Raw genomic sequence first — 17,473 nt, 5'->3', positions numbered from 1 at the left:
AACGAACACCCCTGCGTCGCCCTGGCTGGAGCACATGAACGAACAGGCCACCTCCCGACCGGCCGGTCACCCCTCCCCGGACCGGCCCACGGAGGTTCTGCACAGCGCCGAGGTGTTCGACGGCGAGCCCGGCTGCATCGCGCAGGCCCGGGAGCTGGCCGACCGCTTCCTGGTCCGGCTGGCCGCCGAATGGCTCGCGGTGTTCGGCGAACACACCCGCAGCGATCTGATGCTGGCCGTGAGCGAGCTGGTCACCAATGCCGACCGCTACAGTCAGGGCCCGTATCTGCTGGAGCTGGAGGGCACCGCGGAACGCGTCAGCGTGACGGTGTACGACAGCAGCACGGCCCTGCCGCTGTTCTACTCGCCCGATCCCACACGCCCCGGTGGCCACGGCATGGAGATCGTCGTGGCGCTGTGCGACCGGCTGACCGCCGAGCGCGTACCGGTGGGCAAACGCATCCGGGCCGAGTTCGAGCTGAGCAGCTGAGCTGTGGGGCGGGCGGGACGCCGCCCGCCCCACGACCACGGTCGGTCCGGTGCCTCGGGTGTCCGCGGCCGAGAGGCCGTTGCCGGGGGCGTACTCGTTCCTGGTTTCCCGGTGATCCGGGCCAGAGGTGCGGACGGACATGTTCCGGCCCGTCCGGGACGGGCCGGAACGGGCCGGAGCGCTGTCACGGATCAGGTGGTGGGACACCCCGCCACGACCGGGTTCGACGCGTCGCGGACGAGCGCCTCCTGTGCCGCCCTGATGCGTTCGACATCGGGCTTGACGATCCGGCGGTCGTACGTGAGAAGCCCGTTCAACTCCCCCTCGACATCCGAGATCTGGGTGTATACGGCGCCGTTGCTGCCCTGGCAGGCGAGCTTTCGCACCTCGTCGAGCCGGGCGAGATAGTCGTCGGTGTAGGTGGCCGGGTCGACCGCGATGTACGACTGCTGTACGGCCCAGGCGTGCCCCGGTACGGCCAGGCCGAGCCCGCCGTACTCCCCGCTGACCAGGGCGCGTCTCCCGTCGGGCCGCGGAAGAGCGGGGCTCGGGTAGCCGTGCGCGTCGGCGATGTCACCGTTGCCGCCGTCCACTGCGCCGCAGCAGTTGAGGCCGCTCATGTTGTTGACCAGCCGGGTCGGGTCCCAGGACTTGGCCTGTTCGGCGACGCGGGCCTGGTCGTACTGGCCCCAGCCCTCGTTGAAGGTGACCCACATGACGACGGACGGGTGGCTGGAGTGTTCGTCGATCATCTCCTTCATCTCGCGCTCGTACTCGGCTCGCGCGGCGGCGGACGGGTTGACGGTGTTCATCGCGGGCATGTCCTGCCAGACCAGCAGGCCCAGCCTGTCCGCCCAGTAGAACCAGCGGTCGGGCTCGACCTTGATGTGCTTGCGGACGGAGTTGAACCCCATCGCCTTGTGCATCCTCAGGTCGTACGCCAGCGCTTCGTCGGTGGGTGCGGTGTGCAGACCGTCGGGCCAGAAACCCTGGTCGAGGGTGGCCATCAGGAAGACCGGCTTGCCGTTGAGCACGGTGCGCGGGGTGCCGTTCACCTTGTCGACGGCGATGGACCGCATCCCGAAGTAGCTGCCGACCCGGTCCGAACCTACGGTGACCTTCAGCCGGTACAGATGCGGATCGTTCGCGGACCACAGATGCGGGTCGGGCACACCGAGGTCGAGTGCGGCCCCGGTACGTCCGCTGACACTCCCGACCTTGCGGTTCCCGTCGTAGGCGGTGGCCGTGACCGGCACCCCGTCCCGTACGCCGCGCACCTCGACGGCCACCTTCTCGCCCGTCACGTCGGGGGTGAGCTTCAGCGAGTCCGCGTGATCGGCGGCGACGGGCTCCATCCACACGGTCTGCCAGATCCCGGACGACGGCGTGTACCAGATGCCGCTGGGATCGAGGCGCTGCTTGCCCATCGGCGGGTTCTCACCGTTCGAGGAATCGGTCGGGTCGTGGACACCGACGATCAGCTCCTGGTTACGGCCGGGCTTCAGCGCATCGGTGATGTCCGCGCTGAACTTGTCGTAGCCGCCCTGGTGCTCGGCGACCTTCCTGCCGTTGACGTAGACCTCGGACTGCCAGTCGACGGCCCCGAAGTTCAGCCGAAGACGCCGGCCGGATCCGACCTTCCAGTCCTTGGGTACGGTGAAGGTGCGGCGATACCACATCCGGTCCTCGTGCCGCTCGATCCCCGAGAGCTGCGACTCGACCGGATAGGGGACGAGGATCTTCTCACCGAGCTTCCTGCCGACCGGGGGCCGCTCCCCCGCCCTTGCCGGGGCGAACTCCCAGGAGCCGTTGAGGTTCTGCCAGTTGTCGCGGGTGAGCTGGGGTCGCGGGTACTCGGGCAGCGCGTTGTGCGGGCCCACCTCATCGGCCCACCCGGTACGCAGTTCGTACCTGGAGCGGTTGGGCCCGCTGGACCAGAAGGCGCCGACGGGCTTGCCGTCGTCCCCCGCCAGGGCCCCGGCACCGTCGTAGCGGACATCGGCGAGCCCCCTGGCGTCACCGTTCTTGTTGCCGACGACCGGCTCCTTGAGCGCGACGGTGAGGCTGCGCGGGTCGGCCGGGTCCGCCTTGACGGCGCCGAGCGGCCATGTGGCACCGCCGATCACGGCGTCGAGATGGTTGGCCAGCCCGGCGGGCAGGGGAGCGAGCTTCTGCGCGAAGTCCAGCTTGAGGCTGCGCCCGTCGGCGAGCACCGTGGCGGCGATGGCCCCGTCGTACGCGAAGTCGTCGGGCAGCCGGAAGGCGGACTGCGGCACCGGCACCTTGCTGCCACCGGGTTCGGTCCACTTCAGATGCAGGTTGGACCCTCCTTGGTGCTCGAAGAACTCGACCTTGAGGTCGTAGGCCTTGCCTGCGGTCAACTCGACCGGCCGCGAGGTCTGTTCGACCTCCCAGTCGTCGACCCAGTGGTCGATGACCGGCTTCCCGTCGATCCACAGCCGGAAGCCGTTGTCCCCGATCATCGAGAAGACATGCGCACCGGTCTTCTCCGGAACGATCTTTCCGGTCCAGCGGATGCTGACGTCGTCGCTCTGCCCGGTCGCCGAAACCAACCGCGGCTCAAGCGTGGGGAAGTCGATGTCGGGGTCGAATCCGGTGGCCTTGAGCTGCCCGAAGTCGAAGGCGCCGGGGGCGGTATGCGTGTAGTACTCGCCCTTCAGCCCATGCACTTCACCGGTGCTCCCGGGGTCCGGGACGGCCGAAGCGGCGGGCACGGCGGACAGGCCGGCGGCGCCGAGAACGGCAGCGAGAAGTAGAACCAGTTTCTTTCTGATGCGCACGGATCCTCCTTGTCGAGGAAAGGTGGCGGCTCGTTGCAGCAGGATGTACAACGTTGGAAGGAACGGCAGTTGGCATGACAGCACGACACCCGTCGGGCTGTCCAGGTGCATGACAAGTCGGAAGCGGTCCGCCTCGCCCGCCGCCCGGCGCGGACACCGCACCCACCCGACCGGCCGCCGCGCCGGTCGTCGGTGTGCCCCGGCACAGCCGATGGGTTCGGGCAGCCCAGGGGCTCTCGTCCGGATCGTGCCGAGCTGGCGTGCCCCGGGGTCCCCGCACGAGTTGTCCTGTTCGAGGCATCGTTCGGGGTCGTGCTCGGGGAACGGGTGAGACGCCGCAGGTGTTCAGGCGTAGACCAGTTCCAGCGCCTTCTTCAGGTTGTACTCGGCGATACCTGCCATGAACGCCCGGCCGGGGAAGTCCCCGTCGAGCAGCCGTAGTGGACCGGCCGTCAGCGACAGACGCTGCGCGAGCATGTAGAGCGCGAGCCGGTCCTCGTCCAGTCCGTCCACCTCCAGCAGCCGGTAGGCGGCGTGCAGGCGGATCCGCAGAAAGACGTGCTCCCACTCGACGTCGAAGTACATCAAGCCCTCGATGTCGATCGCCACGGGGTTCCCGCTCGTGTCCACCAGCACGTGGTCGGGCCCCAGTTCACCGTGCACGACCGCGTACTGTGCGCGAGGCCGCACCGCCGCCGCCAGATCCAGCAGCCGCTCCTCCAGCCGGTCGCGGGCACCCGCGATCCGCGGATCACGCGACGCCGCCTCGGCAAGGTCCCGCAGCGCACGGTCCAGGACGCCCCCCTCGCACGACGTCCCACGCGCCGTACCTCCCCCGTCGATCAGCGCCACTTTGCCGTACCTGGAGACCCGGTGACGCCGCATCGCCTCAAGCGCCTCCCCGAGCCGGGCCATGACCGGGGCCGCCGCGCCCGGGTCGCGCGCGAGCAGCTCCTCCACGTTCTCCCCCGGAACGTCCTCGACGATCGCGAGGTCGGCCGGACAGTGGGCGTGGTCGCGGTCGCGGTCGACGAGACGGATGGCGGGGACGCGGACGCCGAGCACGTCCAGCCGCGCGTGCGCGGCCTCGAACAGGTCGACCCCGAGGCCGGGCGCGAACGGGTCGGTGAGGTCGTCGTCCCCCTCGGCCGCCGGCCAGTAGTTCTCGGCGTCATCCCACACATAGGCGATCGCAGTCGTCGCGTCATCCATCACCAGGCGGTATACGCCCTTCTTGCTGCCGCCCGCGACCCGCTCGACCGCCTCCAGTCGCCGCCCGCCGCCCAGCGCGGCCCGCGCCGCACCCGCCAATTGCTCCCGTGTCTCTTCGCTGGGTGCCACGTTCCGAACCACCTCTCCGTCACGACGGCGCCGGCCACACCACCGACGGTGCCTGCCCACCCCGGTGCGGACGCCGCGAAACTCAACTCAGCAACTGAAATATCCAGTGCCGGTGGGCGGGATCTTCGCGTCGTCGAGCAGGTCAGAGCCTGCGGCCATCCGGTGCCAGGCCCGTTTGAGTGTGTGCTCCGTTGTCTGCATGGGCGTCAGTATGCGGCCGGGCACTGACACGACTGTCTCCGACGGCAGGGCCACTGCGGCTGCTCGACGGCCTCCCGGTCGAAGTCCTCGGGCGGAGTCACGGAAATCCGCGCGGGCGACGGTCCCGGGTGCGACCCGAGTGGCGCAACTTTCGCGTGTACCCGGAACGATTCACCGGGTTCGGGGCATCTTGTTGTGGTCCCCAGAGGCACGTCTACACCCCCACGCCTCATCCCCGCCGGAGCAAGGGGTGCATGCACCATGCGGATGTCCAAGCCGGTCGCGCCCACGGCGCCCACGAATCCGGGCCTCAAGCGGGACATCGGGCTGATCGGTCTCATCTGGACCTCGGAGGGGTCCATCATCGGGTCCGGCTGGCTGTTCGGCGCACTGTTCGCCGCACAGGCGGCCGGCACGGCGGCGCTCATCTCCTGGGGAATCGGCGCGCTCGCCATCATCGTGCTGGCCTTCGTCCACGCCGAACTGGGAGCCATGTACCCGGTCGCGGGCGGTACCGCCCGCTTCCCGCATTACGCCTTCGGCAGCGCCGCCGGCGCGTCCTTCGGATGGTTCTCGTGGCTCCAGGCCGTCACCGTGGCGCCGATCGAGGTCATGGCGTCGCTGAACTATCTCAGCGTCCACGCCCCCTGGGTACAGACCGGCAAGAATCATCTGACACCCGCGGGATACGGGCTGGCCGTCGCGTTCATGGCGTTCTTCGTCGTCGTCAACTTCCTCGGCATCAAATGGCTCGCCCACACCAACAGCGTGGCGACGTGGTGGAAGGTGGCCGTCCCCGTCTTCACCATCATCGTTCTGGCCGCCACCACATTCCACAGCGCCAACTTCGGCTACCAGGGCTTCGCCCCCTTCGGCGCCAAGGGCGTGCTCTCCGCCATCAGCACCAGCGGCATCATCTTCGCGCTGCTCGGCTTCGAGCAGGCCGACCAACTGGCGGGCGAGAGCCGCAATCCCGCCAAGGACATCCCACGGGCGGTCATCGGTTCGATTCTCATCGGCGTCCTCGTCTATGTGGCACTTCAGGTCGTCTTCATCGCCGCCCTGCCGCACAGCGCGTTCGTCCACGGCTGGGCCGACCTCACCTTCAGTGGAAAGGCGGGCCCGTTCGCCGGGCTCGCCACATCCGTCGGACTCGGCTGGCTCGCCACGCTGCTGTACATCGACGCGGTCGTGTCACCGTCCGGTACGGGCCTGATCTACACCACGGCCACCTCACGGGTCTCCTACGGACTGTCCCGCAACGGCTACGTCCCGGTGGTCTTCGAGCGCACCACCAAGCGCGGCGTCCCGTGGTTCAGCCTGCTTTTCGCCTTCGTGATCGGACTCATCGTGTTCCTGCCGTTCCCCACGTGGCAGAAGCTGGTCGGCTTCGTCACGTCCGCGAGTGTGCTGATGTACGCGGGGGCACCGCTGGCCTTCGGATGCCTGCGCAAACAGGACCCGGACCGGCCCCGTCCGTACCGGCTGCGCGGGGGGATGTTCTGGGCACCCGTGGCCTTCATCGTCTCGAATCTGATCATCTACTGGGCGGGCTGGGACACCCTGTGGCGACTCGGTGTGGCCATCGTGCTCGGCTATCTACTGCTGGGCGGCTCCGCCCTGCTCAAGCTCAACCCGGAGGTTCCGCACATGGACTGGCGATCCGCGCAGTGGCTGCCGGTGTACCTCGTGGGCATGGGTCTGATCTCCTGGCAGGGCGGTTTCTGCAGCACGGGCCCGGCATCGTCCGCATCCTGCGGCGCGACCGACGCGCTGCCGCTGTGGTGGGACATCGTCCTCGTCGCCGCCTTCAGTCTGGTGATCTACTTCTGGGCCCAGGCCGTCCGTCTCCCGGCCGAGGAGACCCAGGAATACATCGGCTCCGTCGAGGTGGTCCCCGGCGGGTGACCCGGCCCCCCGGGCTTCCGGCCGCGGGCGGCGTCGGGGCTCGGCGGTGCTGCGGCCCGTGGGCGTCGCGGCTCGTGGGCGTGTCAGGCGCTCTCGAAGACGCAGTCGCCGCACAGGCCGCCCGCCGGGCAGCGGTAGTACAGGCAGCAACTACGACGGCGGAACGCCGCGTCGTGCGGGCCGCCGGTATTCCGCAGGTCCGGATGGTCGAACAGTTCGGCGACCAGCGCGCGGGCCCGGATCGACACGTCGGGGCGGCGATGCGTACCGGCCCAGGCGACCAGTTCACGCAGGGCCCCTGCCAGCGCCGAGCCCGCGTTGCCCCACAGCAGCCGGTCCGACACGGGGCCGTCCCGCTGGATCGCCTCGGCGAGGGGAACGAGATGGCCGTACTGGACGGCTGCCCGGATCCGGTCGGCCGTGGCGGGCAGCATCGCGGCGGAGCTCAGCCACAGGTCGTCGGGGGTGGTGTGCCGTGGATCCCAGTGCAGGGCATCGGGAGAAAGGACGGGGAAGCGTCCGGTCAGGGCCGCCGGACCGAGCGCGACGGACCAGAGGCGGGCGGCCAGCCCCAGGTGTGCGATGGAGGCGGCGACCCTCCGCTCGGAGGTACCGAGCCGGTCGCCGACGGCGTCGATACGAGCCGTGAGCTGTGCGGACTCCCCCGCGTACAACAGGGCCAGCGGCCGGTGCGCCCCGTCGGGCGGTGCGGATGTCCGGAGTGCGAAGAATCCGGCCGGCGAGTGGGCCGCAGGCTCGTCCGTCACGCTGCTCCTTCCCGGCTCCCCGCCGTCACCCCGATGACATCGCGGGCACCCGGAGTGCCGCGCCCCGGCCCTCACCGTACCCCCTCGGAATGATCGTTCCGGGTCCCTCGGAGGGACGACTACCGTCGGGAGGAGGACACTGGGACTAGTCCCGTACTACCAAGGCAGTACGCCGGATTGCCGCCTCAAGGACGACGACGCAGCCACTTTGAAGAGACATCGTGGTGTACATGAGTTCCCTTGCGCTGTCCGTGCTTCTGTCACTGGTCTCCGCGGTCGCCTACGCGGCCGGGGCGATCGTCCAGGAGCGCGTGGCCACAGCTGGAGACGGCCGCTCGTTCGCCCCCCTGCGCAACCCCGTCTGGTGGTCCGCCGTGGCGCTGAACGGCGTGGGGGCGGTGCTGCATGTGGTGGCGTTGGCCTACGGTCCGCTCAGCCTCGTCCAGCCGCTCGGTGCGCTGACCATCGTCTTCGCCCTGCCGATGGCGGCGCTCTTCGTGCGCCGCCGGGCGGGGGCGACCGCGTGGCGCGGAGCGATCATGGCGGCCGTCGGTCTGGCGGGACTGCTCGCGCTCACCGGGAACACCGAATCGCACACCCTGAGCGGCCCGGACCAGCTGATGCTCGCCGGAGTGACGCTCGGCGTGGTCGCGGCGCTCTTCCTGATCGCCAAGGGAGTGCACCGGCCGGTGGTGAGGAGCGTGGTCCTGGCGGGGGGCGCGGGTGTGGCCTTCGGTATCGCCTCGGTGTTCACAAAGACGGTGGCGGTGCAGTGGTCCTCCGGTGCGGCGGGCGCCGGGGTGACGGCATTGCTGGCGATCGCGGTGTTCGCGTCCGCCGGGCTACTGCTCTCCCAGGCCGCGTACCGAGGTGCCGGGCTGACCGCGCCACTGGCCACCGTGACCGTGGTGAACCCGGTGATAGCCGCCGCCGTCGGCATCACCCTGTTCGATGAGCGGTTCCGGCACGGTACGGCGGGCACGATGCTCGCCCTGGCCTGCGGGGTGGTCGCCGCGGGTGGGCTGATACTGCTGACGACGGAACGACTGGGCGCGGAGCAGCGCGCCGGGCAGCGGGCCGCAAGCACGCACCCGGTCGTCCCGGGCGACGTGGCATGCCCGGAGGACCAGACGGTAGTGGCACGTCACGAGCCCGCACCGTCGACGCCCGCCGGGGCCCTCGAAGGCGTTGCCGAAAGGTCCGCGGCAGCCCCGGCACTGCACCTGACGATGCCGCTGAAGCGTCGGCTCGGACAGGTGGAGTTCGCGCCGGATCGCTCTTCGCGTTCCCGCTCCGCACTGCTGGGCGGCACGTCGGTGGGGTCCGCCGCGCCGGTTGATCCGGACGCCCCCCGGGGCGCCGTTCAGACGCTGACGCCGCCCGCTCTGAGGTAGGACAGCGGGTCGACGTCCGAGCCGTAGTCGGGGCCGGTACGGACCTCGAAGTGCAGGTGGGGACCGGTGACGTTCCCGGTGGAGCCGGAGCGCGCGATCCGCTGTCCGGCGGTGACCTGCCGGCCTTCACGGACGTGAAGCGCGGACAGATGCGCGTACTGGCTGTACTTGCCGTCGCTGTGCCGGATCACGATCTGGTACCCGTACGCCCCCGCCCAGCCTGCCGATACGACTGTGCCGGAACCCACCGCCTTCACCGAGGTACCGGTCGGGACGGGGAAGTCCACACCGGTGTGATAGCCGCTGGCCCAGGAACCGGCCTGGTGGTACGGGGTGCCGATGCCCGCCGCGACCGGCGCGACGAGGCCGGAGTGCTTCTGGGCCCGCTCCGGTTTGTGGACCTCGGCCCTCTTCGGCTGTGACTTCGGCTTCGCGCTCTGGTGGTGCGGCTTCGCGGGCTCGTGCCGGGGCGTGGCCGCTTGCTGCTTCGGTGGGGTCGTCCGGTGCTGCGGCTTCGCCTTCTCGTGCGGTGCGGTCACCGCCTGCGTCTTCGGTTTCGTCTTCGGTTTCGGCTTCGTCGCCGAGACCGAACCCGCCTGGGAACCCGTCCTCGGTGCCCGGGACGCGTCCAGGCTCAGGCGCTGCCCAGGAAGGATGAGATCCGGATCGGCGCCCACGACCTCGCGGTTCGTCGCGTACAGATGCTGCCAGCCGCCCCGGACGTGCTCGGTCGCCGCGATGGCGGAGAGTGAGTCACCACGGGCCACGGTGTACATCTCACGCCGGCCGGGCACGGTGGTCGGCGTGGCGGTCGCGGACGTCCGCTTCGTCTCGGGCTTTCCGGCGGTGGCCTTCCCCGGCACTTTGGCGTGCCCGGTCCGCTCCGACTGCGGGCTGATGTCGGGGGCGGCCCCGCCGCTGGTCAGCCCCGCCCGGGTCGAGCAGTGCGGCCAGGCGCCCGGCCCCTGCCCTTCCAGCACCTTCTCCGCGACCGCTATCTGCTGCCCCTTGGTGGCCAGATCGGCGCGCGGGGCGTAGACCGTGCCTCCGTAGGCAGCCCACGTCGAGCGGGTGAACTGCAGGCCGCCGAAGTAACCGTTGCCACTGTTGATGTGCCAGTTGCCGGTGGACTCGCAGGCGGCAACCTTCTCCCAGACGTCCGTCGAGGCTGCGCCTGCCGAGGCGGCCGCGATGAGCGGGAGCGCGATGCCCGCACCTCCGGCGGTGACCGTGAGCGAGGCACGGTTGAGCCGGCCGGGCTGGTATCTGCGGTGCCGTCCGTTTGCGGCCATGACTTGGCTCCCCCACTGGCAGTAGGACACGTCGCAAGCGCCCAACTTATGTGCAGACAAAGGCCGATGACAAGACAGCGAGGACAGCCCACCCGTCACGCACGGCTCAGGAAACGCTGCCGTCCGGCTTTCACGTCTCAGGGATCTGCAACGAGCGGCCGGAACGCCCCGGCCACTGCCTCCTGACCAGTGAACGAAGTCCTTGACCACCCCGAGGCCGAGCCCGAGATCCTGGAGCCGAATCCCGGTCGGAGTCCGCCGGGGGCGGTCCAGGCCGGCGGTAAGGACTGTCGCCCGTCAGTCGAGGACGGCGAGGCTGAGCCGTCGGAGGCGCGCCGGGTCGGCGATCACCTCGTACGCGGCGATCCTGTCGTTCTCGACGATGAAGGTGAGCGCGAACAACAGCCGTCCGCGCGGGGCCACGACGACTCCCACCGCACCGTCGACCAGGGCGAGTTCCGCGAGCCGGGACCTTCGGGCCAGTGCGGCGGTCCCCTCCGCCACGGCCCGCGCGCCGCGGACCACGGTCGCTCCGCCCGGCGGCAGGGCGGCGGGATCGGCGCGGCGCACCACGTCGGGGGCCAGCACGGCGAGGATCGCGCTGAGGTCACCGGCCCGCGCGGCGGCGAGGAACGCCGAGACGACCTGTCGGTTCCGGGCGAGCTCTGCCGCCGGGACCACCGGCCTGCCCCGCACCTTGTGGCGCGCGCGGCTGGCAAGCTTCTTCGTGGCGACCGGCGTGCGCTCCACGATCGGCGCGATCTGGTCGAACGGCACGGCGTACATGTCGTGGAGCACGAACGCGACCCGTTCGGCGGGGCCCAGCGCATCCAGCACGACGAGCAGAGCCCGGCTCACCGAGTCGGCCAGCAATGCCTCGTCCTCCGGATCTGCCCGGGGGTTCGCCCGCACGGGGTTCGCGATGTGGTCGAGCGTTTCCTGCGCGGTCAGGTCCTCCCGCCGCGAGCTGCGGGAACGCAGCATGTCGAGGCAGATACGGGTCACCACGGTCCGGAGCCAGCCGCCCAGGTTGTCCACTTCGCCGGCGTCGATCCGGCCGAGCCGGAGCCATGCCTCCTGCACGGCGTCATCGGCCTCGTCCAACGACCCGAGCATCCGGTAGGCGATTGCCCGCAGTCTGCCGCGCTGCGTCTCGAAACGTTCCGCCAGCCCGTCGCGCTCGTCCACCGGTCACCTTTCTCCGTCCCGCCCCGTCAGCTCTCTTGACGAACGCAACGTAGCCGAAGTGACTGGAGAAGCGATGACGTCCCTGCTGCACCTGGATTCCAGTGCCAATCTTTCCGGCGAATCCCTCAGCAGACAGCTGACCTCGCTGTTCGCGGAGACCTGGCGTGCCGTGCACGGCACGGCCTGCTACCGGTACCGGGATCTGGCCGCCGCCCCGGTGCCGCCGCTGGGCACCGCCTACTGCTCGCTCGGCCGGCGCGTGGAGCGACACGGCCTCGTCCCGCCGGCCGAAGTGGACGCTCTGGTCGAGAGCCCGGCCGAGAAGCGGGAGTGGGCACTGACCCGCCCGTTCGTCTCCGAACTGCTGGCGGCCGACACCGTGCTGATCGGCGCCCCGATGTACAACTACTCGGTGGCCGCCTCCCTGAAGGCGTGGATCGACCGGGTGGGCTTTCCCGGGGCTCTCACCGACCCGGACACCGGGGAGAGCCTGCTGCGGGGTACGCGGGTCGTGGTGATCACCACACACGGCGGTTCCTACGGTCCGGGCACCCCACGCGAGGCATGGGACTTCCAAACGCCCTACCTTCGGACGTACTTCGGCGGGCTCGGCGTGGCGAACGAGGACCTGAGCTTCGTCGGCGTCGAGATGACCATGGCCGGACTCGTCCCGCACCTGGCCCGATTCCGGCCGATGGCGGCGCGTTCGCTCGCCGCGGCGCGGGCCGAGGTGACCGCACTGGCCACGGCCGCGCCCCGCCCGCCGATTCCCGCCGTCGGTGGGACTGCGCCGATGGCAACCCAGCTCGGGGCTTCGGACTGATCCCGTCCGGCCGGACCGCTTGCGTCCATACGGCCCATGCCGAGCAGGCCGTCACCGCGCTCCCTGTCCATACTGGAGAACCCGGCATTCCCGACACAGATTGCAGAGCAGACAGATGAGCGGCACTGCGCAGATCGGCGTCACAGGCCTCGCGGTCATGGGCCGCAATCTCGCTCGAAACTTCGCGCGCAACGGCTTCACGGTCGCCGTGCACAACCGGACGACCGCGAAGACGGACGCTCTCGTCGAGGAGTTCGGCAACGAGGGCTCCTTCGTGGCCGCACGGACACCGGAGGAGTTCGTCGCGGCGCTGGAACGTCCGCGCCGGCTGGTCATCATGGTCAAGGCGGGCGATCCGACGGACGCCGTGATCCAGGAGTTCGCCCCGCTCCTGGAGGAGGGCGACGTCATCATCGACGGTGGCAACGCGCACTTCGAGGACACCCGCCGCCGCGAGAAGCAGCTGCGCGAGCGCGGCATCCATTTCGTGGGCGTCGGCATCTCGGGCGGCGAGGAGGGCGCGCTGAACGGGCCGAGCATCATGCCGGGCGGCTCGGCCGAGTCGTACGCGTCGCTGGGGCCGCTGCTGGAGAAGATCGCCGCGAAGGCGAAGGACGGCACCCCGTGCACCACCCATATCGGTCCCGACGGGGCCGGGCACTTCGTGAAGATGGTCCACAACGGCATCGAGTACGCGGACATGCAGCTGATCGCGGAGGCGTACGACCTGCTGCGCACCGTCGCCGGCTACTCCCCCGCGAAGATCGCCGAGACCTTCCGCGGCTGGAACACCGGCCGTCTCGACTCGTATCTGATCGAGATCACGGCGGAGGTCCTGTCCCATACCGACGCCGCCACCCAAAAGCCCTTCGTCGACGTCGTGCAGGACCGGGCGGAACAGAAGGGCACGGGCCGCTGGACGGTCCAGATCGCGCTGGATCTGGGAGTGCCCGTCTCCGGGATCGCGGAGGCCGTCTTCGCCCGCTCGCTGTCCGGCCACGCGGATCTGCGCGAGGCGGCGCAAGGTCTGGCGGGTCCGTCGGCCACGGCGCTCGGCGAGGCCGAGGCCGCCGCCTTCGCCGACCGGGTGGAGCAGGCGCTGTACGCGTCCAAGATCGTCTCGTACACCCAGGGGTTCCATCAGATCCGAGTGGGCAGCGAAGCGTACGACTGGAACATCGACCTCGGCGCGGTGGCGGCGATCTGGCGGGCGGGGTGCATCATCCGGGCGGCGTTCCTGGACCGGATCCGCGCGGCCTACGACGCCCGCCCCGACCTGCTCAGCCTACTCTCCGACGAGCAGTTCGCGGCGGAGATCGGCGCGGCGCAGGACGACTGGCGGACAGTGGTCACCGAGGCGGTGCGGCAGGGGGTGCCGACACCCGGATTCGCGGCCGCGCTCTCGTACTACGACGGACTGCGCGCGGACCGGCTGCCCGCGGCGCTCACCCAGGGACAGCGCGACTTCTTCGGTGCGCACACGTATCGGCGCACCGACCGAGAGGGCTCCTTCCACACGCTCTGGGGCGGCGACCGCTCCGAGGTCGGGGTGGGCTGAGGCACAGGGCACCGGGGCGCGCCGGCTCCACCACGGCGGGCGACGCCCCTCCGGTTCGCTGCCCAGCGCGCCGATCGGGGCAGGAGCTGTCCGATCGGCCGGAAAGGGCGCGCGGCGTCATGCCCGTGCCCTCCCGGACGCCGGTGTCGCGGATCGTCATGCCCCTCGATACCCGAACGCGGGACGTCGATACCCCGGCGGTCGCCCGGTCGGATGCCCCGGAGTGCGGCATTGCCGTGCGTGTGCGTAAGTGGCAACGGGGCCTGTTGTCGCCCCCCGCACCGCGAGCCGTTGCCGTTCCATACCGCTGACGCCCCATGGAGCCCCTGTATGCCCGACGCCACGACGGATCCGGTCACTGCGCAGCCCGTCGTCACGCCGCTGACCAGTGCGGCCCTGATCCTGGTCGCCACGATCGAGCCCGGTGGCGAGGCCGTCGTGCGCGGGGTGCTGCCGGATCTTCCGGCGATCGCCCGCTCCGTCGGATTCCGGTTCCCGGTCACCGAACTGGTCCCCGTGACCGGCTTCGGCTCCCACGCCTGGGACCGGCTGTTCGCGGGCCCCCGGCCCGCGGGGCTCCACCCGTTCCAGGAACTGCGCGGTGCCCGCCACCATGCTCCGGCGACCGCGGGGGACCTGCTGTTCCACATCCGGGCCGAGCGGATGGACGTGTGCTACGAGTGGGCGTCCCAGCTCCTCGACCGGCTCGGCGGGTCGGTGAAGGTCGTCGACGAGACGCAGGGGTTCCGCTACTTCGACCGCCGGGATCTGCTCGGCTTCGTCGACGGCACCGAGAACCCCGTGGGGGCGGACGCGCGGTCGGCGGCCCTGATCGGCGCCGAGGATCCGCAGTTCGCGGGCGGCAGTTACGTCATCGTGCAGAAGTACCTGCACGATCTCGCGTCCTGGAACGTGCTGAGCACCGAGGCGCAGGAACGCGTCATCGGCCGTACGAAGTTCACCGACATTGAGCTCTCCGACGACGTCAAGCCCGCCGACTCGCATGTCGCCCTCAACACCATCACCGACCCCGACGGCTCGGAACGCGAGATCCTGCGGGCCAACATGCCGTTCGGCAGCTTCGAACAGGGCGAGTTCGGCACCTACTTCATCGGCTACGCCGCCGACCCGGGCGTGACCGAGCAGATGCTCCGCAACATGTTCCTCGGTAATCCGCCCGGCACGTACGACCGCATCCTCGACTTCTCGACAGCGGTCACCGGCACACTCTTCTATGTCCCCGGCGCCGACTTCTTCGACGCCCCGCCGCCGTCGCCCGCGGTGACCGCAGCCGAGACCCTGCCGGGACCGGCGTCCGCGCCGGTGGCGCGGACCCCGGTCCCGGTCCGTTCGGACGACGGTTCGCTGCGCATCGGCAGCCTGCAAGGAAGCGCCCAGTGATGAACAACCTCCACCGCGAACTCGCCCCTGTCACGGAATCCGCCTGGGACCAGATCGAAGAAGAGGCCCGGCGCACCTTCAGCCGCCATCTGGCGGGCCGCCGTGTCGTCGATGTCACCGGTCCGGACGGCCCCGAGCTGGCGGCCGTCGGCGACGGTCATCTGCGGGACATCGATCCCCCCACGCCGGATGTGTTCGCCAGGGCCCGTACCTCGATGCCCGTCATCGACTGGCGGGTGCCGTTCACCGTGACCCGGTCGGCCGTGGACGACGTCGAGCGCGGTTCCGACGACAGCGACTGGCAGCCCGTCAAGGACGCGGCCCGCACCTGCGCGTTCGCCGAGGACATGACGATCATCGACGGGTACGCGTCGGCGGGCATCACCGGACTGCGGGACGGCTCCTCGCACGCACCGCTGCCGTTGCCGGCCGACGCCCGCGACTATCCGGCCGCCGTCAGCCAGGCGCTGACCCAGCTGCGGCTGGCCGGCGTCGACGGGCCGTACCGGCTGTTGCTCGGTGCGGACGCCTTCACCGAGGCGACCGAGACTTCCGACCACGGCTACCCGGTGGCCACGCATCTGACCCGGCTGCTCGACGACCAGATCCTGTGGGCCCCCGCCGTCACGGGCGGTGTGCTGCTGTCCACCCGTGGCGGCGACTTCGAGCTGCGTCTGGGCCAGGATCTGTCGATCGGCTATCTGGACCACGACGCGAGCAGCATCCGGCTCTACTTCCATCAGGCGTTCACCTTCCGGATGCTGACGCCCGAGGCCGTCGTCCCGATCATCGCCTGAGGACCTGCTACCGGTGCCCGGTCGCCGCGACGCGCCAGGTGAGGGTCTCGGTGGCCAGGGCACGGACCGCGGGATCGCGGATGGCGTCGGTGCGGTCGACGGCCTCGGCGGTCACCCTGTGGCCGCGGCCGTCCGCACGGACACCGAGCGAGGCCGGGGTGACGGAGGTACGCCCTCGGGCGAAGACCCTTTCGACGCCGTCGACGTACCAGCGCAGATCGGTCCTGGCGAGACCGGCGGCGGCGCCGGGCCGGTGCGTGTGGGGCTTGGTGCCGGCAGTCCCGAGGCCCGCGAGGGTCACCGTGATACGACGGCCCTGACCTACGGCGGCCTCCCTGTCGACAGTGCTGCTCAGCGCGTTGCCCGCGCGGTAGAACCCCGCGATCATCGCCTCCCGTCCGGGCAGGTTGAACTCGGTGTTGCTCAGCTCACGCATGATCGATGAGCCGGTCGGCCGGTGGATTCCGAACGGGTAGTAGGCGCTTCCCTCGTACGTGCCCACCGTGCCGCCCGCCGGGTCGCTCCGTCCCAGCCAGCGGTACCACTTCGCGCGCTGCTCGGTGAGCTGCGCCGGCGTGTACGTGGTGGAGTTGATTCCGCCGGGCTCGCCTCCGGTCCAGGTGCCGTACGCGTCGTACGTGTACTCGTCGTCGAGCAGACCCACCGAGTGCCCGATCTCATGAGCGGCGATCAGGCTCGACGAGGCGTGGTCGGAGGAGAGCGTGGAGACCCCGTTGAAGGGGTACCCCTCGGCCTGCAGCCCGGAGTACCCCGCTCCTCCGTACTTGGTGGAGTTGGCGATCACCACCACGAGGTCGGCCGCCGGGGCCTTCGCGGCGTAGGCGGCCACCTTGTCGACGTCGGTGCAGATCAGCCGCTCGGTGTCCGCGCACCAGAAGTAGCTGCCGAGTGCGGTGTCCCGGACGCTGTCCGCTCCGGGATCGCCGCTGATGCCGGATTCGCGGGAGACGGCGTCGACGGTCCAGACGTTGAACAGGCCCTGGTAGCTCTTGTACGGCTCCAGGGCGGTGATGTCGGCCCATTTGGCGGTGGCGTCCGTGTGGAAGTCGTCCTGCTGGTCCGCCGTGTAGCCGTCCCCGATGATCACGACGTCCAGTCGGTCGTCGGCGGGGCCGGTCACGGCGTGTCGGCCCACCGTACCGTCGACGGCGGCCCCGGCAGCGCTCAGCGGGGCGGCGGTGCCGCTGCCCCGCTGAGCGGAGGTGGTCGCGGGCACCTCCACGGTCCTGCCCGGGCCGCCGGGGTCGGGGAAGTACTCGGCCTGGACGCGTCGGCCGCCGTCGCGGTCCGCGGCGGTGACCGACGCGGAGGCGGGTGCGACGGCCGCCGCCAGGAGACCGACGAGAACGATTCCCGCCACCGTTCCCGCTGTTCGGCGCGCGTGGGGGCGTATGCGCATGGACAACTCCTTCAGGTCCTGGGGTACTTCTGACTCTCCGTCGCCACATAACTCATGAGTTAAGTCGACTTAAGATGCCGCTTAACATAGAA

13 protein-coding genes are annotated in these 17,473 nt (G+C 70.3%); 7 read left to right on the top strand and 6 right to left on the bottom strand.

Annotated elements, in window-relative coordinates; translation table 11 throughout:
- Positions 1-34 precede the first annotated feature (34 nt).
- Positions 35-490, top strand: coding sequence for an ATP-binding protein (locus ACZ68L_RS21920; protein ID WP_469579363.1), 456 nt, complete (start codon positions 35-37; stop codon positions 488-490).
- A gap of 191 nt (positions 491-681) precedes the next feature.
- On the opposite strand, the gene ACZ68L_RS21915 is transcribed toward ACZ68L_RS21920, so the two are convergent.
- Together ACZ68L_RS21915 and ACZ68L_RS21910 are read right to left on the bottom strand one after the other, a co-directional pair.
- Positions 682-3,291 (bottom strand): PA14 domain-containing protein, encoded by a 2,610-nt coding sequence (locus ACZ68L_RS21915; RefSeq protein ID WP_469579361.1) that lies wholly within the window; start codon positions 3,289-3,291, stop codon positions 682-684.
- A 345-nt stretch (positions 3,292-3,636) separates the two neighbouring features.
- Positions 3,637-4,602, bottom strand: a complete 966-nt coding sequence (locus ACZ68L_RS21910) for a phosphotransferase family protein (RefSeq protein WP_469579507.1) — start codon at positions 4,600-4,602, stop codon at positions 3,637-3,639.
- A 492-nt stretch (positions 4,603-5,094) separates the two neighbouring features.
- Between ACZ68L_RS21910 and ACZ68L_RS21905 the strand changes: the two genes are divergently transcribed.
- Positions 5,095-6,741 carry an APC family permease gene (locus ACZ68L_RS21905; protein WP_469579360.1) on the top strand — a complete coding sequence of 549 codons (1,647 nt, stop codon included), beginning with the start codon at positions 5,095-5,097 and terminating at the stop codon, positions 6,739-6,741.
- An 83-nt stretch (positions 6,742-6,824) separates the two neighbouring features.
- Here ACZ68L_RS21905 and ACZ68L_RS21900 read toward each other — a convergent pair whose 3' ends face one another.
- Positions 6,825-7,508 (bottom strand): (2Fe-2S)-binding protein, encoded by a 684-nt coding sequence (locus tag ACZ68L_RS21900; RefSeq protein ID WP_469579359.1) that lies wholly within the window; start codon positions 7,506-7,508, stop codon positions 6,825-6,827.
- Between the two features lie 221 nt (positions 7,509-7,729).
- Here ACZ68L_RS21900 and ACZ68L_RS21895 point away from each other — a divergent pair, with 221 nt between their 5' ends.
- Entirely contained in the window at positions 7,730-8,902 is a 1,173-nt protein-coding gene (locus ACZ68L_RS21895; protein WP_469579357.1) for a DMT family transporter, read from the top strand.
- On the opposite strand, the gene ACZ68L_RS21890 is transcribed toward ACZ68L_RS21895, so the two are convergent.
- Together ACZ68L_RS21890 and ACZ68L_RS21885 are read right to left on the bottom strand one after the other, a co-directional pair.
- Positions 8,872-10,194, bottom strand: coding sequence for a transglycosylase family protein (locus ACZ68L_RS21890; RefSeq protein ID WP_469579355.1), 1,323 nt, complete (start codon positions 10,192-10,194; stop codon positions 8,872-8,874). The two genes, ACZ68L_RS21895 and ACZ68L_RS21890, sit on opposite strands and share 31 nt — an antisense overlap.
- Positions 10,195-10,491: 297 nt before the next feature.
- Positions 10,492-11,382: a sigma-70 family RNA polymerase sigma factor gene (locus tag ACZ68L_RS21885; RefSeq protein WP_469579353.1), complete on the bottom strand. Its 891-nt coding sequence runs from the start codon at positions 11,380-11,382 to the stop codon at positions 10,492-10,494.
- A gap of 73 nt (positions 11,383-11,455) precedes the next feature.
- Between ACZ68L_RS21885 and ACZ68L_RS21880 the strand changes: the two genes are divergently transcribed.
- The 4 genes from ACZ68L_RS21880 to ACZ68L_RS21865 all read left to right on the top strand — a co-directional run bounded on the left by ACZ68L_RS21880 (position 11,456) and on the right by ACZ68L_RS21865 (position 15,961).
- Positions 11,456-12,205, top strand: coding sequence for an FMN-dependent NADH-azoreductase (locus ACZ68L_RS21880; RefSeq protein ID WP_469579351.1), 750 nt, complete (start codon positions 11,456-11,458; stop codon positions 12,203-12,205).
- 115 nt (positions 12,206-12,320) lie between these two features.
- Entirely contained in the window at positions 12,321-13,763 is a 1,443-nt protein-coding gene (gene gndA / locus ACZ68L_RS21875; RefSeq protein WP_469579350.1) for an NADP-dependent phosphogluconate dehydrogenase, read from the top strand.
- A 330-nt stretch (positions 13,764-14,093) separates the two neighbouring features.
- The gene (locus ACZ68L_RS21870) at positions 14,094-15,164 is read left to right on the top strand and encodes a Dyp-type peroxidase (RefSeq protein WP_469579348.1); all 1,071 of its coding nucleotides are present in this window, start codon (positions 14,094-14,096) and stop codon (positions 15,162-15,164) included.
- On the top strand, positions 15,164-15,961 hold the full coding sequence (locus ACZ68L_RS21865) for a family 1 encapsulin nanocompartment shell protein (RefSeq protein ID WP_469579346.1): 798 nt from the start codon (positions 15,164-15,166) through the stop codon (positions 15,959-15,961). Before ACZ68L_RS21870 ends, ACZ68L_RS21865 begins: the two co-directional genes overlap by 1 nt.
- 7 nt (positions 15,962-15,968) lie before the next feature.
- On the opposite strand, the gene ACZ68L_RS21860 is transcribed toward ACZ68L_RS21865, so the two are convergent.
- Positions 15,969-17,381, bottom strand: coding sequence for a M64 family metallopeptidase (locus ACZ68L_RS21860; RefSeq protein ID WP_469579345.1), 1,413 nt, complete (start codon positions 17,379-17,381; stop codon positions 15,969-15,971).
- Positions 17,382-17,473 lie beyond the last annotated feature (92 nt).

This window comes from Streptomyces sp. NPDC104309, from assembly GCF_055584025.1.
The sequence above is the reverse complement of the archived record's forward strand: the minus strand, read 5'-3'. Positions and strand labels throughout refer to the sequence as shown.